This is a genomic window from Micromonospora sp. DH13, from assembly GCF_020873825.1.
In the GTDB taxonomy this organism is placed as follows: Bacteria; Actinomycetota; Actinomycetes; order Mycobacteriales; family Micromonosporaceae; genus Micromonospora; species Micromonospora haikouensis.
The window spans coordinates 48,676-69,292 of the sequence record NZ_JAHWGR010000040.1 but is presented as its reverse complement, the minus strand read 5'-3'; the positions used below and the strand labels follow the sequence as shown (position 1 = coordinate 69,292).

22 protein-coding genes are annotated in these 20,617 nt (G+C 75.5%); 13 read left to right on the top strand and 9 right to left on the bottom strand.

Annotation, left to right across the window (positions count from 1 at the left end; genetic code table 11):
- Positions 1-177: 177 nt before the first annotated feature.
- Entirely contained in the window at positions 178-1,089 is a 912-nt protein-coding gene (locus tag LPA42_RS28730) for an A/G-specific adenine glycosylase (protein WP_077938042.1), read from the bottom strand.
- A gap of 97 nt (positions 1,090-1,186) precedes the next feature.
- Here LPA42_RS28730 and LPA42_RS28725 point away from each other — a divergent pair, with 97 nt between their 5' ends.
- The 3 genes from LPA42_RS28725 (at position 1,187) to LPA42_RS28715 (ending at position 3,167) form a co-directional block, all read left to right on the top strand.
- A complete protein-coding gene (locus tag LPA42_RS28725; RefSeq protein ID WP_077938046.1) occupies positions 1,187-1,699 on the top strand; it encodes a glycine cleavage system protein R in 513 nt (170 codons plus the stop codon).
- On the top strand, positions 1,696-2,256 hold the full coding sequence (locus LPA42_RS28720) for a peptide deformylase (RefSeq protein WP_077938043.1): 561 nt from the start codon (positions 1,696-1,698) through the stop codon (positions 2,254-2,256). Before LPA42_RS28725 ends, LPA42_RS28720 begins: the two co-directional genes overlap by 4 nt.
- 158 nt (positions 2,257-2,414) lie before the next feature.
- Positions 2,415-3,167: a hypothetical protein gene (locus LPA42_RS28715; RefSeq protein WP_077938047.1), complete on the top strand. Its 753-nt coding sequence runs from the start codon at positions 2,415-2,417 to the stop codon at positions 3,165-3,167.
- 77 nt (positions 3,168-3,244) lie between these two features.
- Here LPA42_RS28715 and disA read toward each other — a convergent pair whose 3' ends face one another.
- The 4 genes from disA to LPA42_RS28695 all read right to left on the bottom strand — a co-directional run bounded on the left by disA (position 3,245) and on the right by LPA42_RS28695 (position 7,838).
- Positions 3,245-4,429, bottom strand: coding sequence for a DNA integrity scanning diadenylate cyclase DisA (gene disA, locus LPA42_RS28710; protein ID WP_074472796.1), 1,185 nt, complete (start codon positions 4,427-4,429; stop codon positions 3,245-3,247).
- 142 nt (positions 4,430-4,571) lie between these two features.
- Positions 4,572-6,014 carry a DNA repair protein RadA gene (radA, locus tag LPA42_RS28705; RefSeq protein ID WP_043965049.1) on the bottom strand — a complete coding sequence of 481 codons (1,443 nt, stop codon included), beginning with the start codon at positions 6,012-6,014 and terminating at the stop codon, positions 4,572-4,574.
- 90 nt (positions 6,015-6,104) lie between these two features.
- Positions 6,105-6,860, bottom strand: coding sequence for a hypothetical protein (locus tag LPA42_RS28700; RefSeq protein ID WP_077938048.1), 756 nt, complete (start codon positions 6,858-6,860; stop codon positions 6,105-6,107).
- Between the two features lie 135 nt (positions 6,861-6,995).
- Positions 6,996-7,838, bottom strand: coding sequence for a UbiA family prenyltransferase (locus tag LPA42_RS28695; RefSeq protein ID WP_096761660.1), 843 nt, complete (start codon positions 7,836-7,838; stop codon positions 6,996-6,998).
- A gap of 46 nt (positions 7,839-7,884) precedes the next feature.
- On the opposite strand from LPA42_RS28695, the gene LPA42_RS28690 reads away from it, so the two are divergent.
- From LPA42_RS28690 to LPA42_RS28680, 3 genes are all read left to right on the top strand, one after another.
- Positions 7,885-8,670 (top strand): methyltransferase domain-containing protein, encoded by a 786-nt coding sequence (locus LPA42_RS28690; RefSeq protein WP_077938045.1) that lies wholly within the window; start codon positions 7,885-7,887, stop codon positions 8,668-8,670.
- Positions 8,671-8,764: 94 nt separating this feature from the next.
- Complete coding sequence (locus LPA42_RS28685) at positions 8,765-9,814, top strand: type III polyketide synthase (RefSeq protein ID WP_228986996.1); 1,050 nt, start codon at positions 8,765-8,767, stop codon at positions 9,812-9,814.
- A gap of 413 nt (positions 9,815-10,227) precedes the next feature.
- The gene (locus LPA42_RS28680) at positions 10,228-10,635 is read left to right on the top strand and encodes a hypothetical protein (RefSeq protein ID WP_077938050.1); all 408 of its coding nucleotides are present in this window, start codon (positions 10,228-10,230) and stop codon (positions 10,633-10,635) included.
- Positions 10,636-10,653: 18 nt separating this feature from the next.
- On the opposite strand, the gene LPA42_RS28675 is transcribed toward LPA42_RS28680, so the two are convergent.
- Complete coding sequence (locus tag LPA42_RS28675; RefSeq protein ID WP_077938051.1) at positions 10,654-11,385, bottom strand: hypothetical protein; 732 nt, start codon at positions 11,383-11,385, stop codon at positions 10,654-10,656.
- Between the two features lie 328 nt (positions 11,386-11,713).
- Here LPA42_RS28675 and LPA42_RS28670 point away from each other — a divergent pair, with 328 nt between their 5' ends.
- The 4 genes from LPA42_RS28670 to LPA42_RS28655 are packed head-to-tail and all read left to right on the top strand — an operon-like array spanning position 11,714 to position 14,478.
- On the top strand, positions 11,714-12,199 hold the full coding sequence (locus tag LPA42_RS28670) for a CarD family transcriptional regulator (protein WP_007073334.1): 486 nt from the start codon (positions 11,714-11,716) through the stop codon (positions 12,197-12,199).
- A gap of 52 nt (positions 12,200-12,251) precedes the next feature.
- A complete protein-coding gene (ispD, locus tag LPA42_RS28665; protein ID WP_043965062.1) occupies positions 12,252-12,947 on the top strand; it encodes a 2-C-methyl-D-erythritol 4-phosphate cytidylyltransferase in 696 nt (231 codons plus the stop codon).
- A gap of 16 nt (positions 12,948-12,963) precedes the next feature.
- Positions 12,964-13,446 carry a 2-C-methyl-D-erythritol 2,4-cyclodiphosphate synthase gene (gene ispF, locus LPA42_RS28660; RefSeq protein ID WP_043965064.1) on the top strand — a complete coding sequence of 161 codons (483 nt, stop codon included), beginning with the start codon at positions 12,964-12,966 and terminating at the stop codon, positions 13,444-13,446.
- A gap of 9 nt (positions 13,447-13,455) precedes the next feature.
- The gene (locus tag LPA42_RS28655; RefSeq protein WP_077938052.1) at positions 13,456-14,478 is read left to right on the top strand and encodes a tetratricopeptide repeat protein; all 1,023 of its coding nucleotides are present in this window, start codon (positions 13,456-13,458) and stop codon (positions 14,476-14,478) included.
- A gap of 111 nt (positions 14,479-14,589) precedes the next feature.
- On the opposite strand, the gene LPA42_RS28650 is transcribed toward LPA42_RS28655, so the two are convergent.
- On the bottom strand, positions 14,590-15,519 hold the full coding sequence (locus LPA42_RS28650; RefSeq protein WP_228986995.1) for a hypothetical protein: 930 nt from the start codon (positions 15,517-15,519) through the stop codon (positions 14,590-14,592).
- 41 nt (positions 15,520-15,560) lie between these two features.
- Positions 15,561-16,007, bottom strand: a complete 447-nt coding sequence (locus tag LPA42_RS28645) for a helix-turn-helix domain-containing protein (protein WP_228986994.1) — start codon at positions 16,005-16,007, stop codon at positions 15,561-15,563.
- Between the two features lie 146 nt (positions 16,008-16,153).
- Here LPA42_RS28645 and LPA42_RS28640 point away from each other — a divergent pair, with 146 nt between their 5' ends.
- Positions 16,154-17,032 carry an NmrA family NAD(P)-binding protein gene (locus LPA42_RS28640; RefSeq protein ID WP_228986993.1) on the top strand — a complete coding sequence of 293 codons (879 nt, stop codon included), beginning with the start codon at positions 16,154-16,156 and terminating at the stop codon, positions 17,030-17,032.
- Here LPA42_RS28640 and LPA42_RS28635 read toward each other — a convergent pair.
- Positions 17,029-18,210, bottom strand: coding sequence for a homogentisate 1,2-dioxygenase (locus LPA42_RS28635; protein ID WP_077938056.1), 1,182 nt, complete (start codon positions 18,208-18,210; stop codon positions 17,029-17,031). The two genes, LPA42_RS28640 and LPA42_RS28635, sit on opposite strands and share 4 nt — an antisense overlap.
- Before the next feature lie 133 nt (positions 18,211-18,343).
- Here LPA42_RS28635 and LPA42_RS28630 point away from each other — a divergent pair, with 133 nt between their 5' ends.
- Together LPA42_RS28630 and fahA are read left to right on the top strand one after the other, a co-directional pair.
- Positions 18,344-19,327 carry a hypothetical protein gene (locus LPA42_RS28630; RefSeq protein ID WP_077938057.1) on the top strand — a complete coding sequence of 328 codons (984 nt, stop codon included), beginning with the start codon at positions 18,344-18,346 and terminating at the stop codon, positions 19,325-19,327.
- Positions 19,324-20,520 (top strand): fumarylacetoacetase, encoded by a 1,197-nt coding sequence (fahA, locus tag LPA42_RS28625; protein WP_077938058.1) that lies wholly within the window; start codon positions 19,324-19,326, stop codon positions 20,518-20,520. Before LPA42_RS28630 ends, fahA begins: the two co-directional genes overlap by 4 nt.
- Positions 20,521-20,617: the final 97 nt, after the last annotated feature.

The window sequence follows — 20,617 nt, the reverse complement described above, 5'->3', positions numbered from 1 at the left end:
GCCCGGCGGCGAGAGCCGCCGGGCCGTCGCCCGTTCCTGCCTGGGTGGATGCCGGGGAGGTGGGGGCATCAGGAGGCGCGGAAACCGCCATGTCGCCGACATGGCGTCCCCGCGCCGAGGGCTGGGCGTGACCCGGGCGGGCCCGGCTGGGTGGGACCCGGCCCGGCCCGGGGCGGGTCAGGCGTCCAGGGCCGGGGCCGGTATCGCCGGGCCGTCACCCGCGAGGCGGAACGACTCCCCACCGGCCGGTTCCACCAGACCGTCGGTGACCAGCCCCGCCAACGCCCGGGAGCGCTGCACGTCGTCGGTCCAGACCTGGTCCAGCCGTTGGCGCGGCACGGGGCCGCTGGACTCCCGCAGCACCGCCAGCAGCAGCCCGCGGACCTGGCGGTCCGTGCCCGCGTACCGCTGGGGACGCCGCGTCGGGCCGGCCGGCGCCGCCTGACCGGAGGCCCGCCAGGCGCAGATCGACTCCACCGGGCAGACCGCGCACCGGGGCGACCGGGCGGTGCAGACGACGGCCCCCAGCTCCATGAACGCGGCGCTGGCCAGGGCTGCCTCGGCCGGCTCCGCCGGTAGCAGTTCCTCGGTGGCCACCAGGTCGGCGGGGCGGGTGGCCGGGCCGGCGTCCGGCTCCCCGGCGACCGCCCGGCTCACCACCCGCCGCACGTTGGTGTCCACCACCGGGTGCCGCTGCCCGTACGCGAAGGCGGCCACCGCCCGCGCCGTGTACGTGCCGACCCCGGGCAGGGCGAGCAGCTGCTCCAGCCGGTCCGGCACCTCGCCGCCGTGCCGCTCGACGATCGCCACCGCGCAGTCGTGCAGCCGCATCGCCCGGCGCGGGTAGCCCAGCCTTCCCCACATCCGGATCGCCTCGGCGGGCGGGTCGGCGGCGAGCGCGGCGGGTGTGGGCCAGCGGGCCAGCCACGCCTCGTACGCCGGCAGCACCCGCACCACGGGTGTCTGCTGGAGCATGACCTCGCTGACCAGGATCGCCCACGCGCTCACGCCGGGCACCCGCCATGGCAGGTCGCGGGCGTTGCGCTCGTACCACCGGCTGACGAGGGTGGCGAAAGTGTGCTCGGACATCGCGCCGTCGATCATGTCACGGGCCGCCTTCCCGCAGGTTGGGCGGGCCGGGCGGGGCGACGCGGAGGCCGCCCCCCCGATCGGGCAGAATGCCCGGATGAGCGAGCTCGCGATCACCGTCATCGGCCGGGACCGGCCCGGCATCGTGGCCGACGTCGCCGAGGTGCTCGCCCGGCTGGGCGCGAACCTCACCGACTCCACCATGACCCGGCTGCGGGGCCATTTCGCGATGACCCTGATCTGTGTGGGCCCGGCCGCCGCCGACGTCGAGGCCGCGCTGGCCCCGCTCGCCGCCGACGGCCAGCTCCTGGCCACCGTACGGGCGGTCGCCCCCGACGGCGCGGCCGCGCCGACCGGTGAGCCGTACGTGCTGGCGGTGCACGGCGCGGACCGGATGGGCATCGTCGCGGCGATGACGCGGGTGCTGACCGACGCGGGCGGCAACGTCACCGACTTGAGCACCCGGCTGACCGGCTCCCTCTACGTGGTGGTCGCGGAGGTGGACCTGCCGCCGGGCACCTTCGACGAGGTGGCCGGCCGGTTGGCGCTGGCCGCGGCGGAGTTGGGCGTGGGGGTCAGCCTCCGCCCGGCGGACACGGACCTGCTGTGACGACGGAGTACGCGGGCCTCGCCGGCTGGACACCGGCGGCGCTGCCGGTGCCGGGGGAGGTGCGCCCGGTGGTGTCCGCCCCCGACCCGGTGCTCAGCCGGCCGGGGCCGGAGGTGGATCCGACCTCGGACGAGGTGGTCCGCCTGGCCGCCGACCTGATCGCCACGATGCGGGTCTCGCCGGGTTGCGTGGGCCTCGCCGCCCCGCAGGTCGGCGTGAGCGCGCAGGTGTTCGCGGTGGACGTCACCGGTCACCCGAAGGCGCTCACCGTGCACGGCACGTTCGTCCTGTGCAACGCCCGGGTGGTGGAGGCGACCCGGTGGAAGAGCGGCCGGGAGGGCTGCATGTCGGTGCCCGACCTCACCGGCGACGTCAAGCGGGCCAGCCGCCTGGTCGTCGAGGGGCTGCTGCCGGGCACCGGGGCGCCGGTGCGGCTGGTCACCGACGGCTTCGAGGCCCGCGCCCTGCAGCACGAGATCGACCACTGCCTCGGCCTGCTCTTCCTGGACCGGGTGGCCGGGGCGCACGCGATCTACCAGCGCAAGGTCTACCAGTGACCGGTCCCGGCGCCGCCGGGCCGGGTGCCGCTGCGGGCGGGACCGTCGTCCCCGGCGGGGTGTCGCTGTCGTGAGTGGAGGGTCGTCACGGTGAGCCGAGGGTGCTCCGGCGCGTCGCGCCCGGCGACGGTGCGTCGCGCCGCTACGGTGGGGGCATCATGCGTCTGACGGTCGGCCCCCTGCCACCCGCCGTGTACTGGCGGCGTCGCGCCGTCGTACTTGGAGCGGGCCTTCTCTTCCTGATTGTCCTGCTCTATTCCTGTAATGGCGCGGGCAACACCGGCACCACGCCGCAGTCGAAGTCGACTCCGACCCCGACGGCGACCCCGGGTGCGGGCGACCCGTCGGCGGTGCCCGACCCGAGCGGCTCGGTGCTGACGCCGCAGACCGGCCTGCCGCCCGGCGGGTCGGACGACCCGGGCAACGACCCGGGCTCGTCGGGGGGCGACGAGGGCGGGTCGAGCGGCGGTCCCTCCGGCGGCGACGGCGCTCCGGCCGGGCCCGGTGCGGACGCCGGGACGTGCACCGACGCGGAGATCTCGGTGACGCCGGTGGTGCTGCCGACGTCGGCGCAGCAGGGCACCGTGGTCAGCCTCCAGCTCAAGATCAAGAACAAGTCGGACCGCACCTGCAGCCGCGACGTGGGCGCGGACTTCCAGGAGCTGTTCGTCAAGTCGGGCGCGGAGAAGGTCTGGTCCTCCGACACCTGCGGCAACGTCAAGGGCTCGGACGTGCAGTCGTTCACGCCCGGCTTCGAGCGGTCGTACCAGGTGGACTGGAACGGGCGGGACACCAGCCGCTGCAAGGACGGGCTTGCCAACGGCCCGTTCCCGCCGGCCGGGGCGTACCAGGTCTTCGGGCGGCTCGACACCAAGCTCAGCTCGCCGGTGAAGCTCACCATCACCGGCTGACGACCGCCCGCCGCCGAGGCGGCTCCGACGCCCGGCACCCGGCGGCTTGGTCCCACTGCCGCCGGGCGTCGGGCGCGTCAGACGTAGCGTTCGAGGATGGAGGCCTCGGCGAGCCGGGACAGCCCCTCCCGGACGCCGCGGGCGCGGGCGTCGCCGACGCCCTCGACGGCCTGCAGATCCTCCACGGTGGCCCCGAGCAGGCGCTGGAGGCTGCCGAAGTGCAGCACCAGCCGGTCGACGATGGCCACCGGCAGCCGGGGGACCTTCGCCAGCAGCCGGAAGCCGCGCGGGCTGACCGCCGCGTCCAGCGCGTCGGAGGCGGCCGGGTAGCCGATGGCCTTCGCCACCGCGACCAGGTCGATCAGCTCGGTGGCGCCCAGCAGGTCCAGCTCCACCAGCGCCTCGTCGAGGGTGCGGGACTTGCGGCCGGCGGGCAGGTAGTCGCGGATGACCAGGGTGCGGTCGGCGTCCACGCCGGCCATCAGCTCGTCGAGCTGCAGCGCCAGGAGGCGACCGTCGGTGCCGAGCTCCACCACGTAGCCGGCGATCTCGTCGGCGATCCGGCGGACCATCTCCAGCCGCTGCACCACCGCCACCGCGTCCCGGACCGTCACCAGGTCCTCGATCTCCAGGGCGGAGAGGGTGCCGGAAACCTCGTCGAGACGCAGCTTGTAGCGCTCCAGGGTGGCCAGGGCCTGGTTGGCCCGGGACAGGATGGCCGCCGAGTCGTCCAGCACGTGCCGCTGGCCGTTGACGTAGAGGCTGATGATCCGCATCGACTGGCTGACGGAGATGACCGGGTAGCCGGTCTGCCGGGCCACCCGCTCGGCGGTGCGGTGCCGGGTGCCGGACTCCTCGGTCGGGATCGACGGGTCCGGCATCAGGTGCACCGCCGCCCGGACGATGCGGGTGCCGTCGCTGGACAGCACCACCGCGCCGTCCATCTTGCACAGCTCCCGCACCCGGGTCGCCGAGAACTCCACGTCCAGCGGGAAGCCGCCGGTGCACAGCCCTTCGACGACCTTGTCGTAGCCCAGGACGATCAGCGCGCCCGTGCGGCCGCGCAGGATCCGCTCCAGGCCGTCACGCAGCGCGGTGCCGGGGGCCATGAGGGCGAGATTGGCCCGCAGCGGATCACCGCTTGCGCCGCCGACACTCCCGGTCACGCTGACGCTGATCGGACGGGCGGGCGAGCCCACGGCACCGGTGCGGGCGTGGGGTGTCGCGCCGGCGGTTTTGCTGGCATCGCGGTCGATCGGCACGCGCACAGTCTACGGACTGGCGTGCGGTGGGTGCTGTCGTGGTTACTGTGATGTGTCACGATGCCCCCTGTCGACCGGGTCGGGAGGCCCGCCGCGCTTGTCCGGAATCGCACCGGCGGTCCGACCCGACGGCCACCGTCGGTCACTCCGCCGATGCGCGGGCGGCACACTGGAGCGCCGAGCGCACGTCGGTGACCTCCATCACGCGCATGTTCTCGGGGCCAGCCCCGGCGCTCTCCGGGCCGCATCCCGGCGGCACGAGGGCCACCCGGAAGCCGAGCCTCGCCGCCTCGGCGAGCCGGCGGGGCACCGCGCCGACCCGGCGCACCTCGCCGGTGAGGCCCACCTCGCCGATCGCCACCAGGTGGGGGTTGATGGCGAGGTTGAGGCCGCCGGAGGCGACCGCGAGGGCCACGGCCAGGTCGGCGGCCGGCTCCACCACCCGGATGCCCCCGACGGTGGCCGCGAAGACCTCCCGGTCGTGCAGGGTCAGCCGCTCGGCGCGGCGCTGGAGCACCGCCAGCACCATCGCCAGCCGGGCCCCGTCCAGACCCGACACGGTGCGCCGGGGCGAACCCGCCACGGTCGCCCCGATCAGCGCCTGGACCTCGGTGACCAGGGCCCGCCGCCCCTCCATCGCCACGGTGACGCAGGTGCCCGGCACCGGCTCCGAGTAGCGGGTGAGGAACAGCCCGGACGGGTCGGCGAGGCTGCTGATGCCGCCCTCGTGCATCTCGAAGCAGCCGACCTCGTCGGCGGCGCCGAACCGGTTCTTCACGCCGCGCACCATCCGCAGCGAGGAGTGCTTGTCGCCCTCGAAGTGCAGCACCACGTCGACCAGGTGCTCCAGCACCCGGGGCCCGGCCACCTGGCCGTCCTTGGTGACGTGGCCGACCAGGACGGTGGCGACCCCCCGCTCCTTCGCCACGGCGACCAGGGCGGCCGTGACCGCCCGCACCTGGGTCACCCCGCCGGGCACCCCCTCGGTGCCGGCGGTGGAGATGGTCTGCACCGAGTCGAGCACCAGCAGCCCCGGCTTCACCGCGTCGAGGTGGCCGAGGACCGCGCCGAGGTCGCTCTCGGCGGCCAGCCAGAGCTGGTCGTGCAGGGCGTTCATCCGCTCGGCGCGCAGCCGCACCTGGCTGACCGACTCCTCGCCGCTGACCACCAGCGACGGGCTGCCGGCGGTGGCCGCCCACTGCTGGGCGACGTCGAGCAGCAACGTGGACTTGCCGACCCCCGGCTCGCCGGCGAGCAGCACCACCGCGCCGGGCACCAGGCCGCCGCCGAGCACCCGGTCGAGCTCGCTCACGCCGGTGGGGCGGGCCTTGGCCGGTGCGGCGCTGATGGTGGCGATCGGCCGGGCCGGCTCGGCCGGCATCCGGGAGCTGACCACCCGCCCGGAGACGGTCGGGCCGGTCACCGTGCACTCGACCACCGAGCCCCACTCGCCGCACTCGGGGCAGCGCCCCACCCACTTGGGCGGCTGGTGGCCGCAGGCGTCGCACTCGTAGGCGGGACGGGGCTCACGGGCGGCCCGGCCGCGCGGGGTCGCCCTGGAGGGTGTCGATCGGGGCGTCGTCACACCGGAACGTTAGTCCCCCCGTACGACGAAGCACCGCCGGCATGGCGGGTGCCACGCCGGCGGTGCGGTCGAGCTGTTGGCGGTCGGCGGTCAGTCGCCGTGGCCGGAGCCCTCGGTGCCGCCCTCCGCGCCGTGCGCGCCCTCGCGCTGCACGATCTGGGACGGCTGCGGGAGCGGGGTCAGCGGGACGCCGACCGGGGCCGGGGTGCTGACGGTGTTGCCGTTGCCGAAGTCGAAGGTCAGGTTGACCTGCTGGCCGGCGAGCAGCGCCTGGTTGAGGCCGACGAGCTGGAGCGACCGGCCACCCTGCACGTTGAGCTGGACGTAGCCGAGGGCGGGAATCTCGAACCGGGCCGGCTCCCCGGCCGGGGCCGACGGGCTTGGCGAGGCGGACGGGCTCTCCGACGCGCCCTCGGACGGGCTGGCCGACCCGGAACCCGACGGCGACGCGGACCCGGACGGCGACGCGCTCTCCGACGGCGACTCGCTGGCCGACGCCGACGGGCTCGCCGAGGCGGACGCGCCGCCGCTGATCACGATCTCCCGCGCGCTGTCCGTGGTGACGGTCACCGTCACCGGGCTCTGCGTGTCGTTGTAGAGCACCGCGTTGACGGCGGCGTTCGCGCCGGCCTGGTAGCCACCTGCGCCCGGGTATTCCACGTAGAGCCCGCGCACCTTGTAGGCGTTGTCCGAGGTCTGGATGTTGACGCCCTGGACCGACGGCTCCTTGTTGGCGGTCTCGGCCACCTGGCCGGCGCCGCAGCCGGTCGCCAGCAGGCCGGTCGCCGCCGCCACGCCGGACAGCAGCAGGGCCGCCCGCCGGGAACCCCTGATCGAGCGCGTCACGTCGGTCCTCCTCGTCACGATCCCCACCCGGCCGTCGCCGGGCACGGTGGCCATACCCGCGCAGACCGGCTTCAGGGTAGTTGGGGCTGATCGAGAGCCGCACGCCGACCCGGCACCACCACCTTCCCGGGGCGCTCAGAGCACCCGCCCGCCGGTGACCAGCAGCACCACGTCGATCAGGGCCACCAGCAGCACCGCCCGGAACGCGGCCACCCCCCGGTCGCCGGAGCGGCGGGCGTTGCGGCCGGCGTACCAGGTCAGGGGCGGGACCAGCGCGGCGGTCGCGACCGCCGACAGCCCGAACCACGACGGCGGCCCGGGCGGCCCGGCGACCAGGGTGACGGTCGCGGCGAGCAGCAGCGCGGCGGCGGCCACCCGGCTGCCGGCCGCGCCGAGCCGGTGCGGCAGCCCCCGCACCCCGGTCCGGGCGTCGTCGGCCAGGTCGGGCAGCACGTTGGCGAAGTGCGCGCCGGCCCCCAGCAGGGCGGCGGCGGCCACCAGCCAGGCCGGCGGGCCGGGGGCGCCGGGCAGCGCGAGCACCACGAAGGCGGGCAGCGCGCCGAACGACACCGCGTAGGGCAGCACGGAGAACGGCGTCGACTTCAGCGGCCAGTTGTAGGCCAGGGCGGAGACCAGGGCCACGGTCGCCCAGACCGCCGCCGTGCGGTTGGTCGTCGCCGCCGCGAGCAGCACCGTGGCCAGGGTCGCGGCCCGCGTCGCCAGCCCCACCGCGCGCCGGCTCACCGCGCCGGCGGCGACCGGCTTGTCGGTACGCCCCACCGCCGCGTCCCGGTCGGCGTCCAGGTGGTCGTTGGACCAGCCGACGGCGAGCTGGCTGGCGAGCACCGTGAGCGCCACCGCGGCGACCCCGGACGCGTGGTGCCCCACCCCCACGGCGAGCAGCCCCGCCACCACGGTCACCGCCGCGGCCGGCTCCGGGTGACTTGCCCTGAGCAGCCCTAACACCGTCGTCGCCATATGGGAAGTCTGGTCGTTACCGTCCGGTCGTGCCACGCTCGGTGCCATGCGTGACGGATCGTCCTCCGTGTCCGACCGGCCGCGCGTGCTGCCGCCGAACGATCCCCGGCAGTACGACGACCTGGCCGACGAGTGGTGGCGTCCCGACGGGGCGTTCGCCATGCTGCACTGGCTCGCCCGCGCCCGGGCGGCCCTGGTGCCGCCGGCCACCCGGCCCGACGCCCTCCTGGTCGACCTGGGCTGCGGCGCCGGCCTGCTCGCCCCGCACCTGGCGGGCAAGGGCTACCGGCACGTCGGCGTCGACCTCACCCGCTCCGCCCTGACCCAGGCCGCCGCGCACGGGGTGACCCCGGTCAACGGCGACGCCACCGCCGTTCCGCTGGCCGACGGCTGCGCCGACGTGGTGGCCGCCGGTGAGCTGCTGGAACACGTGCCGGACTGGCGGGCCGCCGTGGCGGAGGCGTGCCGGCTGCTGCGGCCGGGCGGCCTGCTGGTGCTGGACACGCTCAACGACACCGTGCTGAGCCGGCTGGTCGCGGTGGAGATCGGTGAGCGGCTGCCGACGGTGCCCCGGGGCATCCACGATCCACGGTTGTTCGTGGACGACCGGGAGTTGATCGCCGAGTGCGCCCGGCACGGCGTCGAGCTGCGGGTCCGGGGCGTCCGGCCGGAGCTGGGCGGCACCCTGCGCTGGCTGGTCCGCCGGCTGCGGGCCGGCCGCCGGCCGCCGGTGGGCGGCGGCCTGTCGCCGTCGGGCGGGCGGGAGCCCCGGATCAGGTCGACCTGGTCGACGGCGGTGCTCTACCAGGGGCGCGGCGTCCGGCGCGGATAGCCGGGCCCGCGCAGGGGTACAGGTGAGGCCGGACCGCGACAGCTCCGCCTCTCGTTGGTGACGACGTGGGGTACGCGAACGAGAGGTGGGGAACGTGGCCGTACCGGTGATCGCGGGTCTGGGCACGGCGCAGCCGCCGGGGGCCACGCAGGACGAACTCTGGTCGGGCTTCTTCGCCGGCCACTTCCCCGATGCCACCCGGGCGCTCGCGCAGCGGATCTTCGCCAACTCCGGCGTGACGCGGCGGCAGGCGGCGGTCAACCCGCTGCTGGAGGACGTCTCGGACTGGCCGACGGAGCGCCGGATGCGCCGCTACCAGGTCGAGGCGCTGCCGCTGGGCAAGGAGGCGGTCGGCCGGGCGCTCACCGCCGCCGGCCTGGACGCCGGGGACGTCGGCATGTTCATCGTCTGCTCGTGCACCGGGTACGCCACGCCCGGCCTGGACATCCTGCTCGCCCGGGACCTGGGCATGGCCCCGCACACCCAGCGGATGGTCGTCGGCCACATGGGCTGCTACGCGGCCCTGCCGGGGCTCGGCGCGGCCGGTGACTTCGTCACCGCCCGGCAGCGGCCGGCGCTGCTGCTCTGCGCGGAGCTGACCAGCCTGCACATCCAGCCCGCGACGGCCCGGCTGGACACCCAGCAGATCGTCTCCCACGCCCTCTTCTCGGACGCCGCCGTCGCCGCCGTGGTCGTCCCCGGCGGCCGGGGGTACGCGCTGCGCGAGGTGACCGCCATCACCGACACGTCCACGGCGGACCACATGACCTGGGACGTCACCGACACCGGCTTCCGGATGGGGCTGTCCCCGAAGGTCCCGCAGGTGCTCTCCCGCCACGTCCGGGGCCTGGTCGACGACCTGCTGGCCCGGCACGGCGCGACGCTGTCGGAGGTGGGCGGCTGGGCGGTGCACCCGGGCGGCCCGCGCATCCTGGACGTGGTGGAACGCGAGCTGGCGCTGCCGCCGCAGGCGCTGGACGCGGCCCGCGCCACCCTGGACGCCCACGGCAACTGCTCCTCGGCGACGGTGCTGCTGATCCTGGACCGGCTGCTCCGCGCGCAACGCCCGGCCGAGCGGATCCTGATGCTCGCCTTCGGCCCCGGCCTGACCCTTTACGCCGCCCTCCTGGACCACACCCCCTGACCCACCCACCCCGCCCCCAGGTTCGCCCCCGGTGATCAAGAGAAAAGCGTCAAAGTTGATCTCGACGATGACGCAAAGCTCTTGATCACCGAGCCGAGTGGGGGGTGGGGCGGGTTAGGCTCAGCGGTGTGGGTGGGGCGGGGGATGTCTGGGTTGATCGGCTGCGGGGCGGGGTGCTGGCCGGGTTGGCCGTGCTCCTCGTGGTCGCCGGCGGCGCGTGGTGGTGGGGCGCGGCTCCCCGGATCGACCGGACGGGCGGGCCGGACCGTTCGTCCGCCATGGACGCCGTGGATGCCGTGGATTCTGTAGACGCTGTGGACTCCGTGCCAACGGGCCGGGAAACGGGTCGGGAAACGGTTCGGGTCGCCCCCGGTGACAGTCCCCATGTCGTCGTCGATCCGGCGAACGGTCGGGTGGTCTTCAGGTCCCCGCGCCGGGCCGTCGTCCTCGACGGACCCACCGGGCGGGTGCTGGCCGACGATGCCAGCGGGTCCGTCCCCTACGACCGGGGCGGCGACCTCGGTGGGTTCGGCACCCTGTGGCAGGCCCGGCTGACCCTGCGCCCCGGCCTGCCGCCGCAGCAGCGTGCCGTCCCCGCCGCCGGGTCCCGGCCCCACCTGCTCCAGGCCCGGTGCACCGGCCCGGGAGAGCTGGTGCTGGTGGCCTTCCCCTTCGGCCAGCGGGAGAGCCACCGGGTGGCGTGCGACGGCTCGTCCGCCACCGTGCTGCTGGACGGCGGAAGGAAGCTCCGCTTCGTCCTCGCCGCGTCCGGCGACGCCCCGGTCGTGGTCGACGCCCGGCTGGCGGCGCTCGTCTTCTGAGCCGCAACGCAGGCCGGCTCAGGTGCCGAGGCGGGCCAGGTCGGCGCGGTAGTCCTCGGCGGAGCGCAGCTCCGCAACCACCCGGACCAGCACGCCGGCGCGGTCGACCAGCAGCGCGGTGGCCGCCCCGGGCTGCGCCGGCAGCCGCAGGAAGGTGCGCAGGCCGCCGGCCGGGTCGGCGAGCGGACGTACGGTCGCGGTGGCCGACGCCGGGGTGGCGTGGACCGTGCGGCCACCCTCCACGGTGACCACGGTCACGCCGGGCGGGGCGAGCGCCGCGGCCTCGGCGACCCGCTCGGGGCAGGGGCAGGCGTCCACCAGGATGATCACGGCGGGCGTCAGGCCGCGCAGCGAGACGGCCGAGTTCCCGGCGTCGACCAGGTCCAGCGCCGGCAGCGCCCGGCCGCTCAGGTCGGTCGCCGTCGGGTACGGCACGACGGTGGGGCGGTCGCCGCCCCGGGGCGACCGGGGCCAGGTGACGGCGAACAGGCCGGCGAGGGTGATCAGCAGCGTGACCAGCAGGACGAGCAGCGGCAGCCGCAGCGGTGGCCGGCCGTCGGGGCGGGGGAGCAGGCCGAGGCGGCGACGCCAGCGGGTCTGGTTGGCCTGGCGGCGCAGCTCGCGGCGGACCCGTGCCGCCTCCTCCGCGAGCGCGGACGGGTCGTCCGGCACGACGATGCGGCCCCACTCCGGTGGCAGACCGGGGAGGCCGTCGGCGGAGCCCTGACCCTCTGCGTCGGGCATGCCCATCGGACCCCCTGCAACCGTCTCGGCGCGCGGACAGTGTTGTGCCTCCAGGGTCCCGCACCGCCGGCTCCTCCCGCTACACCTGGGCGCGGCTGGCGCGACCGGGATACCATGGGAACAGCGCATAGCCCGAGAAATCCACGCTCCGATCACCCACGTCGGGGTGTCATCCGCCAATCACGGAGCGTGTTCAGACCATCGGTTTGGCCTCCTGTCAAGCTGAAGAAATACCTCTCACAGGGCCCCTGAGCTGCGCCAACGGTCAGGACAGCGGTGGGACATCGGTGCCTGAGCGTGTTACCCTAGACACAGCGAAAGGGGTTTCGAACCTATGGTTTTCAGTGTCGGCGAGACCGTTGTTTACCCCCACCACGGGGCCGCACTCATCGAGGCAATCGAGACTCGGGTCATCAAGGGCGAGCCTAAGCAGTACCTCGTCCTGAGGGTCGCGCAGGGTGACCTGACGGTCCGGGTGCCCGCTGAGAACGCCGAGATCGTGGGTGTGCGCGAGGTGGTCGGCGAAGAGGGCCTGGGCAAGGTCTTCGACGTCCTCCGGGCTCCACACACCGAGGAGCCGACCAACTGGTCGCGGCGTTACAAGGCGAATCTGGAGAAGCTGGCCTCCGGCAACCCGCTGAAGGTGGCCGAGGTCGTGCGCGACCTGTGGCGCCGGGAGCGGGAGCGGGGCCTGTCGGCGGGCGAGAAGCGCATGCTCGCCAAGGCGCGGGACATTCTCGTCGGCGAGGTCGCGCTGGCCGAGAAGAGCACCAAGGACGAGGCGGAGACGCTGCTCGACAAGGTGCTGACCGAGGCCTGATCCGCACCTGATCATCGACCACCCCGCAGCAGCAGAATCCGAGGACCGCGACGTGACCGCGCAGCTCAATCCGCGCGGTGACGTCGCGGTCCTCGTGCCTGCGGCCGGTGCCGGCGTACGCCTGGGCCCGGGCGCGCCCAAGGCCCTGCGTCCCCTTGCCGGTGAGCCGCTGCTCGTGCACGCCGTGCGCCGGATCGCCGCCGCCGCGTCCGTGCACACGATCGTGGTGGCCGCCCCGGCGGCCGAGGTCGACGCGGTCCGCGACCTGCTGACCCCGGTCGCCCCGGTGACGGTCGTCCCCGGTGGGGCGGAACGCCAGGCGTCCGTGGCCGCCGCGCTGGCCGCCGTCCCCGCCGGCCCGGAGATCATCCTGGTGCACGACGCGGCCCGCGCGCTCACCCCGCCCGAGCTGGTCGAGTCCGTCGCCGCGGCGGTCCGCTCGGGGCACGACGCGGTGATCCCCGTCCTCCCGGTCGTCGACACGATCAAGGAGGTCGGCCCGGGAGAGGTGGTCCTCGGCACGGTCGACCGGTCCGCCCTGCGCGCCGTACAGACCCCGCAGGGCTTCCGCCGGGCCGTGCTGACCGCCGCCCACGAGGCCGCCGGCGACCCGCTCACCGACGACGCGGGCCTCGTCGAGAAGCAGGGCGTGCCGGTGGTCTGCGTCCCCGGCTCCGAGCACGCCCTCAAGGTCACCCGCCCGTTCGACCTCGCGCTGGCCGAGCACCTGCTGGCCGGCGGCGCGTGACGCGTACCCTCGGTTCATGATCGTTCCTCGGGTGGCCATCGGCACCGACGTGCACGCCTTCGAGGCGGGCCGACCCTGCTGGCTGGCCGGCCTGCTCTGGCCCGACCAGGACGGCCTGGCCGGGCACTCCGACGCCGACGTGGTCGCGCACGCCGCCTGCAACGCGCTGCTCTCCGCCGCCGGCCTCGGCGACCTCGGCGCCAACTTCGGCGTGGCCGAGCCCGAGTGGGCGGGCGCGCCCGGGGTGGCGCTGCTCACCGAGACCGCCCGCCGGGTCCGGGCGGCCGGCTTCGAGATCGGCAACGTCTCCGTGCAGGTCGTCGGCAACCGGCCGAAGATCGGGCCGCGTCGCGCCGAGGCGGAGGCGGTGCTCTCCGAGGCGGTCGGCGCGCCGGTGACCGTCTCCGCCGCCACCACCGACGGGCTCGGCTTCACCGGGCGCGGCGAGGGGCTCGCCGGCATCGCGGTGGCCCTGGTCCACCCGGTCCCGCCCGCGTAGGGTCGCCCGATGTCGAGCGACGCCACCGCCGAGGGATACCTCCAGCGCGCCCAACTCCTGGCCGACCTCGGACGGTACGACGAGGCCGCCGGGGAGGTCGGCCTCGCCCTCGCCCTGGAGCCGGCGAACGCCGACGCGCTGACCACCCTCGCCCGGGTGCACCTGGCCGCCGGCCGCCCCGCCGAGGCGCGCGCCGCCGCCGAGGCGGCCCTGGCCCTCGCCCCGGACGCCGTCGCCCCGCTCGTCGCCCGCGGGCTGGCTCTGGTCGAGCAGGGCGAGTACGCCGAGGCGGCCGGCACCGCGGGCCGGTTGCTCGCCGCCGCAGACGACGCGTACGCCCAGCGCAGCGCCGCCGCGATCCTGTCCGGCTCCCGCAACGGGCAGCCGGCCCTCAACGCCGCCTGGCGGGGCGTCGAGCTGGCCCCGGAGGAGTCCCAGGCGCACCTGGTGCTCGCCCTGGTCGCCGCCCGGCTGCGGCTGTACGACCTGGCCGAGCGGGCGTACCGGGAGGCGCTGCGGCTCGACCCGGAGCTGGACCGGGCCGGCGACGAGCCGGGAATCGTCAGGCTGGAACGACGCTGGTACGCGGCGGCGCTCGCGGAGCTGGCGGAGAGCGTGCCGGCCGTCCAGGCGGCCCCGGTCGCGCCCGACAGGCCCCGGGGCGTCGTCGACGACCTGCGCCGGCTCGTGCTGTACGGGGCGGGCTGGACCCTCGTGGGTGCCGTGCTGGTGGCGGTCGCGGCGGCCGGGACGTCGTCGTCCGGCCCGTCGAGGTTCCTCGCGGTGCTGGTGGCGGTGAGCGGGGCGGTGCTGGGCTGGCTGCTCGCGGCGCGGGTGCCGGGGCTGACCCGTACGGTGCTGCCCGGGCTGCTGCGTTCGGACCGGTCGCTGGCCCTGGCGGTGTACGCGGTGGCCGCCGGGCCGGTGCTGTTGCTGGTCTACGCGGCGGTGGGGACGCCGTGGCCGCTCGTGGCGGCGATCGCGGTGGCGGCGGTGGCGGAGTTGGCGGTGTTCTCCCGGACGGTGCGCTGAGCGTTGTGCGCGGGGTGGGTTTCGCCGGGGCCCGCCCGCTCCGGGCGGTCCGGCTTGATCCCTGCGCGGGCGGGCCCCGGCGAACCCTGATGTGGTCGCTGTCCGTCTCGGCTAGCCCGTGGCGAGGGCGGTCAGGCGGTCTGTCGAGATGCAGGAGGTCAGGCAGCGTTCCTTGGCGTCGTTGGTGAGCTGGGCCGTCCAGGTGGTGAAGCCGCCGTCGCCGAGCTCGACGGACTCGCCGCCGGGCGTCGCGATGATCCGCAGCGCGGCGTCGACGTAGTAGCCCCGGCCACGGGTGCGCTCGGGTTCCTCGGTGAGCGGCACGCCGCCGGCCGCGAGGGCGGGCCGGACCGTGTCGTCGAGGCGTTCCCGCAGCACGGGGGAGTCGAGGACGGTGAACCGCAGCGTCGGCGCGGCGGACGGCGCCAGGCGGGCGAGGACCCGCTGCCAGTAGCCGAGGTGCAGCGCCAGCAGCCGGGCCTGGGTGCGGCCCGAGCCGGTGTCGCGGGCGCTGGACACCAGCGCGAAGAGCCGGAAGTGTGCCTGCATCCCCGCGCCGAACCGCTGCGCCCGCAGCACCCGGTGGCTGGCCGCGAGGTGCACCGCGCCCCGCCCGTTCCCACGTCGTCGCCGGTCGGCGGCCTCGACGGCCAGCGCGTTGGTGGGGTCGCTGACGACCTCCACCGGGCGGATGGCCGTGACGATGCGGTCCTGGCTCCCCGGGCTGACCGCCGCGCAGGTGCCCAGTGGCGCGACGGGGGACAGCTCCACGCCCGCCACCTCGGCGGGCAGCAGCTCCCACAGCAGCGCCTGCACGGCGGCGCTCGCGCGCGGGTCGCCGTCGGCGGGGCGGACGAACCGGTCCTCCCGCCAGCGGCGCAGCACCTCGGCGGGCCGCACCCGCGCGGCCCGCGTCCGGGCCAGGGAGAGCAGGAGCGTGGTCAGGTCCGCCGCCGGCAGGGTTTCCAAGGTCTCGCGTACGTCGTCGGGCAGCGCCGCCCACACCCGCCGCTCGGCGTCCGACAATCCGTCCCCGCTCACCCGGTCACGATGGCCGATGCGGGGCGGGCCGGTCCACCGAGTTACCCGGGCGGCCCGCCCGCCTCGGGCTCCTGCCGGGAACTGTCGTATGCCTGCCGGGAACTGCGGACGTGGTCGTGGTGGCGCATCGACCAGTGCAGCAGGCCGGTGAGCGGGCCGGTGAGGCTGTGGCCCTCGTCGGTGAGGGCGTAGTCGACCCGGGGCGGCACGCACGGGTGCACGGTGCGGGTGACCAGGCCGTCGCGTTCCAGGTTGCGCAGGGTGTGGGTCAGCATCCGTCGGCTGATGCCCTCGGTGGCGCGCTGGAGATCGCTGAACCGGCGCGGGCCGCCGCGCAGCAGCACCACGACGATCACCGTCCAGCGATCGCCGATGCGGTCCAGGGTGTCGCGGAGCGGGCAGTGCTCGCGCATCGCCTCCGTCACCCGGACGTCGGGCGGGAGGGCCAGCTCCTGGGCCAGCCGGGCACCCGGCGGGGGCGTCGTCATCGGTTACTCCGGTGTGCCTGAGGCAGGCGGATGTGCCGTCTTCCGCGATCGATCCTCGCTGTCCAGGATGGGGGCGGCAACCGCCTTTCCCAAGACGGGCGAGGCCACGTTCGTGAGCAGAGCAGAGCAGAGCGGAGCGGGATCAGATGATCGTTGGGGTGACGGGGGCGTCCGGCGGGCTCGGGGGCCGCACGGTGCGGATGCTGGCCGGGGCGGGGCACCGGGTCGTGGCGCTGACCCGCGATCCGGGCGCGGCCCTGGCCGGGGCGGGCCGGGCGGCACCGGAGCGCGTCGAGGCACGGCGGGTCGACTTCGACGAGCCGGCGGGGCTTCCGGCGGCCCTCGCCGGGATCGACCGACTGCTGATCGTGAGTACGGACGCGTGGGAGCCCGCGCGGCGGATCGCCCAGCACCGGGCGGCCATCGACGCGGCGGTGGCCGCCGGGGTGGGGCACGTCGTCTACACCTCCCTGGTGGCCTGCGACGGGCCGCCGGAGCTGCTCAACTCCGCCCACCGGGCCACCGAGGAACACCTCCGCGGCTGTGGGCTCCCGTGGACGGTCCTGCGCAACGCGATCTACGCCTCGGGGGTCGCGGAGCTGCTGGCCCCCGCCGTGTCCACCGGTCGGCACGTGACGAACGCGGGGGACGGCGCGGTGGCGTACGTGGCCCGGGACGACTGCGCGGCCGTGGCCGCCGCCGTGCTGACCGCCGGGCCGGAGCCGGCCGGTGGCCTCGCGGGGCGGACGCTCGACGTGACCGGCCCCGAGGCCCTCACCGCCGTCCACCTGGCCGGGCTGCTCGGGGCGCGCCTCGGCCGGCCCGTCGAGGTCGTCCACGTCGACGACGACGCGTACCGGGACCGGCTGGTCGGGGCAGGGACACCGGCGCCGGTGGCCGCGGCGCTCGTCGCCCTCGGGCGGGCCGTCCGGTCGGGGCGGTACGGGCGGGTCTCGACGACGGTGCCGGAGCTGACCGGCGGGCCCGCCCGCCGGGTCGACGCCTCCGTGGTCGTGGCGTCCTAGCCGGCCGGAGGGGCAGCGGGTCGGGCCCAGGTCCAGGCGTACGCGGGGTCCTCGCACTCGTCCGCCGCGGCGCACAGGTCGAGGGGGCGGAACGTGTCGACCATGACGGCCAGCTCGTCGAAGAAGTCGACGCCGATCGAGCGCTCGGCCGCGCCGGGCTGGGGGCCGTGGGTGAAGCCGGACGGGTGCAGGGAGATGGAGCCCTGCCCGATGCCGGAGCCGCGCCGGGCCTCGTAGTTGCCGCCGGTGTAGAACAGCATCTCGTCGGAGTCGACGTTGTGGTGGTGGTAGGGCACCGGGATGGCGTCGGGGTGGTAGTCGACCTTGCGGGGCACGAACGAGCAGATCACGAAGTTGGGGCCCTGGAACGTCTGGTGCACGGGCGGCGGCTGGTGGATGCGGCCGGTGATCGGCTCGAAGTCGTGGATGGAGAACGCCCACGGGTAGAGGTGGCCGTCCCAGCCGACGACGTCGAACGGGTGGTGCGCGTAGACGTACCTCGTCCAACCGCGCCGGTGCCGGACCAGGACCTCGACGTCGGAGCCGTCGACGAGCAGCGGGGCGTCCGGCCCGCGGACGTCGCGCTCGCAGTAGGGCGAGTGCTCCAGGAACTGGCCGCGCACCGACAGGTAGCGCTTGGGCGGGCCGACGTGCCCGGCGGCCTCGATGGCCAGCAGCCGGGCCGGCTCGTCGCCGGTGGGGACGAGCCGGTGGATGGTCGACGTCGGGATGATGACGTAGTCGCCGGCCACCGCGTCGAGCGCGCCGAACGGTGACTCGACCCGCAGCGCCCCGGACTCCAGGTAGAGGCAGTGGTCGCCGGTGGCGTCACGGAACAGCGGGGACGGCCGGTCGGCCGACACGTACGCGATGCGCACGTCGTCGTTGGCGAGGAGGTAGCGCCGGCCGAGGATCGGGTCGGCCCCGGTGTGGTCGAGCTGGTGGGTGCGCAGGTGGCGGGGCTTGAGCGGCAGGTTGGGCACGCGGGTGACGGCCGGCGGGTCGTACGCCTCGGCGGCGACGATCGCGGTGGGGGCGTGCCGGTGGTAGAGCAGGGACGAGTCGGCGGAGAAGCCCTCCTGGCCCATCAGCTCCTCGGCGTAGAGGGTGCCGTCGGGCTGGCGGAACTGGGTGTGCCGCTTGCGGGGCACGTCGCCGACGCTGCGGTAGTACGGCATGTCGCCTCCCGATTCGTCGCGTTCACCCGAGCATGGGCGCGTTCACCGGCCATCGTCCCGTTCACCGGCCGCTCGCGTCCGATAACCGGACGCTGTTGTCCGTTCCTTGTAGCGTCCCGTAAGTTCTTGTTCCGTGTCAACGCACGTGCCACACCTCCTCGCCGGCCTCGTCGACGACGCCGCCGTCTTCCCGCCCGGCAGTGCGGCGCTGCCCGACGCGCTCGCCGCGCACCGTCGGCACCGCGACTCCTGGTACGCCGACCTGGTCGGCCCGCTGCTCGTGCCCGCCTCGGCGGTCGTCTCCGGCGAGCTGGCCCGAGAACTGGTCGACGCGCCGGATGGCCCGGCCGGCCCCGCCGCGTCCGCCGGCGACAGCGCCGCAGACGGCCCCGGGGTCGGGTCGAGCCTCGTGGTCGGGCTGATCGGCGACACCGGGATCGACGGGCTGCCCGCCGCGCTGGCCGCCCTGCCGGCCGGCGTCACCGCCCGCCAGGTCGAGGTGGCCGTCGCCAAGCGCGGCGAGGACCCCCTGCCCGGCCTGACCGCGCTGCTGGGCCTGGCCGGGCGGTCCGGCGGGTTCGACGTCCACGCCGAGCTGCCGCTGACGTTCGGGCTGATGGGGGCGCTCGACGCGGTCGCCGCCGCCCGCGCCGACGGGGTGCCGGTCGCGGCGAAGTTCCGCACCGGCGGGCTGGCCGCCGAGCTGTTCCCCACCCCGGTCGAGCTGGCCGCCGTGATCTGCGCCTGCCGGGACCGGGCGCTGCCGTTCAAGCTGACCGCCGGGCTGCACCACGCCGTGCGGCACCGCGACCCGGAGACCGGCTTCACCCACCACGGCTTCGGCAACGTGCTCGCCGCGACCCTCGCCGCCGCCGACGGGGCCGAGGTGGACGAGGTGGCCGCCGTGCTCGCCACCACCGACCCGGTGCCGCTGGTCGAGCGGGCCCGGGCCGCCCGCGCCGCCGACCGGCCGCTGTGGGTGGGGTACGGCTCGTGCAGCATCACCGAACCACTGACCGACCTGATCCGGCTGGGCCTGGTCGACGCAGGACACGACGGGAGCGGGGGAGACGACGTGAACGCAGGACACGACGGTGACGGGGGACACGGGGCATGACCTGGGTGACGGGTGCCGAGGGCTCGGCGTACGGGGTGCGCAACCTGCCGTACGGGGTGTTCCGCACCGGCGGGGGCGACCCCCGTGTCGGCGTACGGATCGGGGAGTTCGTGCTCGACCTGGGCGCGGCCGAGGCGGCCGGGCTGGTGCTGGCCGCCGGCGCGCTGGGCCGGTCCACGCTCAACGCGTTCCTGGCGCTGGGGCGGCCGCAGTGGACCGCCGTCCGGCAGCGGGTGACCGAGCTGCTCACCGACCCCGCCCACCGGCCGGCCGTCGAGCCGCTGCTGGTGCCGCTGGCCGAGGCCGAGCTGCTGCTGCCGTTCGAGGTGGCCGACTACGTCGACTTCTACTCCTCGGAGCACCACGCGGGCAACGTCGGGCAGATCTTCCGCCCCGGCCAGCCGCCGCTGCTGCCCAACTGGAAGCACCTGCCGATCGGCTACCACGGCCGGGCCGGCACCGTGGTGGTGTCCGGCACGCCGGTCGTGCGCCCCACCGGGCAGCGGGCCACCCCGGACGGGCCGGTCTGCGGGCCGTCCGTGCGCCTCGACATCGAGGCCGAGGTGGGCTTCGTCGTCGGCGTGCCCAGCGTGCTCGGCGAGCCGGTCGGAGTGGCCGACTTCGCCGACCACGTCTTCGGGGTGGTGCTGGTCAACGACTGGTCGGCGCGGGACATCCAGGCCTGGGAGTACCAGCCGCTCGGCCCGTTCCTCGGCAAGTCCTTCGCCACCTCCGTGTCGGCCTGGGTGACCCCGCTGGACGCGCTCGCCGACGCGTTCGTGCCCGCCCCCGAGCAGGACCCGCCGGTCGCGGAGTACCTGCGGGACGTGCCGCACGTGGGGCTGGACCTGCGGCTGGCCGTGGAGTGGAACGGCGAGCGGGTCAGCGAGCCGCCGTTCGCCACCATGTACTGGACGCCCGCCCAGCAGTTGGCGCATCTCACCGTCAACGGCGCGTCCCTGCGCACCGGCGACCTGTACGCCTCCGGCACCGTCTCCGGCCCCCGGCGGGACCAGGTCGGCTCGTTCCTGGAGCTGACCTGGGGCGGCGCGGAGCCGGTCACGGTCGGCGGGGCGGAGCGCACCTTCCTGGCCGACGGCGACACGGTCACCGTCACCGCCACCGCGCCGGGCCCCGACGGCACCACGATCGCCCTCGGCGAGGTGAGCGGCACGATCCGCCCCGCCCGCTGACCCCGTCAGCGCCCCGCCGTCCGTTCCGCCCGCCGACCCCGCCGCGCCCTTCGTCCGGGCCGTCCGGACCGGCGGCCTCCACCCGGTGACAGCCGGG

What these genes read in the sequence shown, in the direction of transcription:
- LPA42_RS28730 (WP_077938042.1), bottom strand. Translation starts at nt 1,089, where the DNA reads ATGTCCGAGCACACTTTCGCCACCCTCGTCAGCCGGTGGTACGAGCGC.
- LPA42_RS28725 (WP_077938046.1), top strand. Translation starts at nt 1,187, where the DNA reads ATGAGCGAGCTCGCGATCACCGTCATCGGCCGGGACCGGCCCGGCATC.
- LPA42_RS28715 (WP_077938047.1), top strand. Translation starts at nt 2,415, where the DNA reads ATGCGTCTGACGGTCGGCCCCCTGCCACCCGCCGTGTACTGGCGGCGT.
- LPA42_RS28695 (WP_096761660.1), bottom strand. Translation starts at nt 7,838, where the DNA reads ATGGCGACGACGGTGTTAGGGCTGCTCAGGGCAAGTCACCCGGAGCCG.
- LPA42_RS28690 (WP_077938045.1), top strand. Translation starts at nt 7,885, where the DNA reads ATGCGTGACGGATCGTCCTCCGTGTCCGACCGGCCGCGCGTGCTGCCG.
- LPA42_RS28675 (WP_077938051.1), bottom strand. Translation starts at nt 11,385, where the DNA reads ATGGGCATGCCCGACGCAGAGGGTCAGGGCTCCGCCGACGGCCTCCCC.
- LPA42_RS28670 (WP_007073334.1), top strand. Translation starts at nt 11,714, where the DNA reads ATGGTTTTCAGTGTCGGCGAGACCGTTGTTTACCCCCACCACGGGGCC.
- ispF (WP_043965064.1), top strand. Translation starts at nt 12,964, where the DNA reads ATGATCGTTCCTCGGGTGGCCATCGGCACCGACGTGCACGCCTTCGAG.
- LPA42_RS28655 (WP_077938052.1), top strand. Translation starts at nt 13,456, where the DNA reads ATGTCGAGCGACGCCACCGCCGAGGGATACCTCCAGCGCGCCCAACTC.
- LPA42_RS28645 (WP_228986994.1), bottom strand. Translation starts at nt 16,007, where the DNA reads ATGACGACGCCCCCGCCGGGTGCCCGGCTGGCCCAGGAGCTGGCCCTC.
- LPA42_RS28640 (WP_228986993.1), top strand. Translation starts at nt 16,154, where the DNA reads ATGATCGTTGGGGTGACGGGGGCGTCCGGCGGGCTCGGGGGCCGCACG.
- LPA42_RS28635 (WP_077938056.1), bottom strand. Translation starts at nt 18,210, where the DNA reads ATGCCGTACTACCGCAGCGTCGGCGACGTGCCCCGCAAGCGGCACACC.
- fahA (WP_077938058.1), top strand. Translation starts at nt 19,324, where the DNA reads ATGACCTGGGTGACGGGTGCCGAGGGCTCGGCGTACGGGGTGCGCAAC.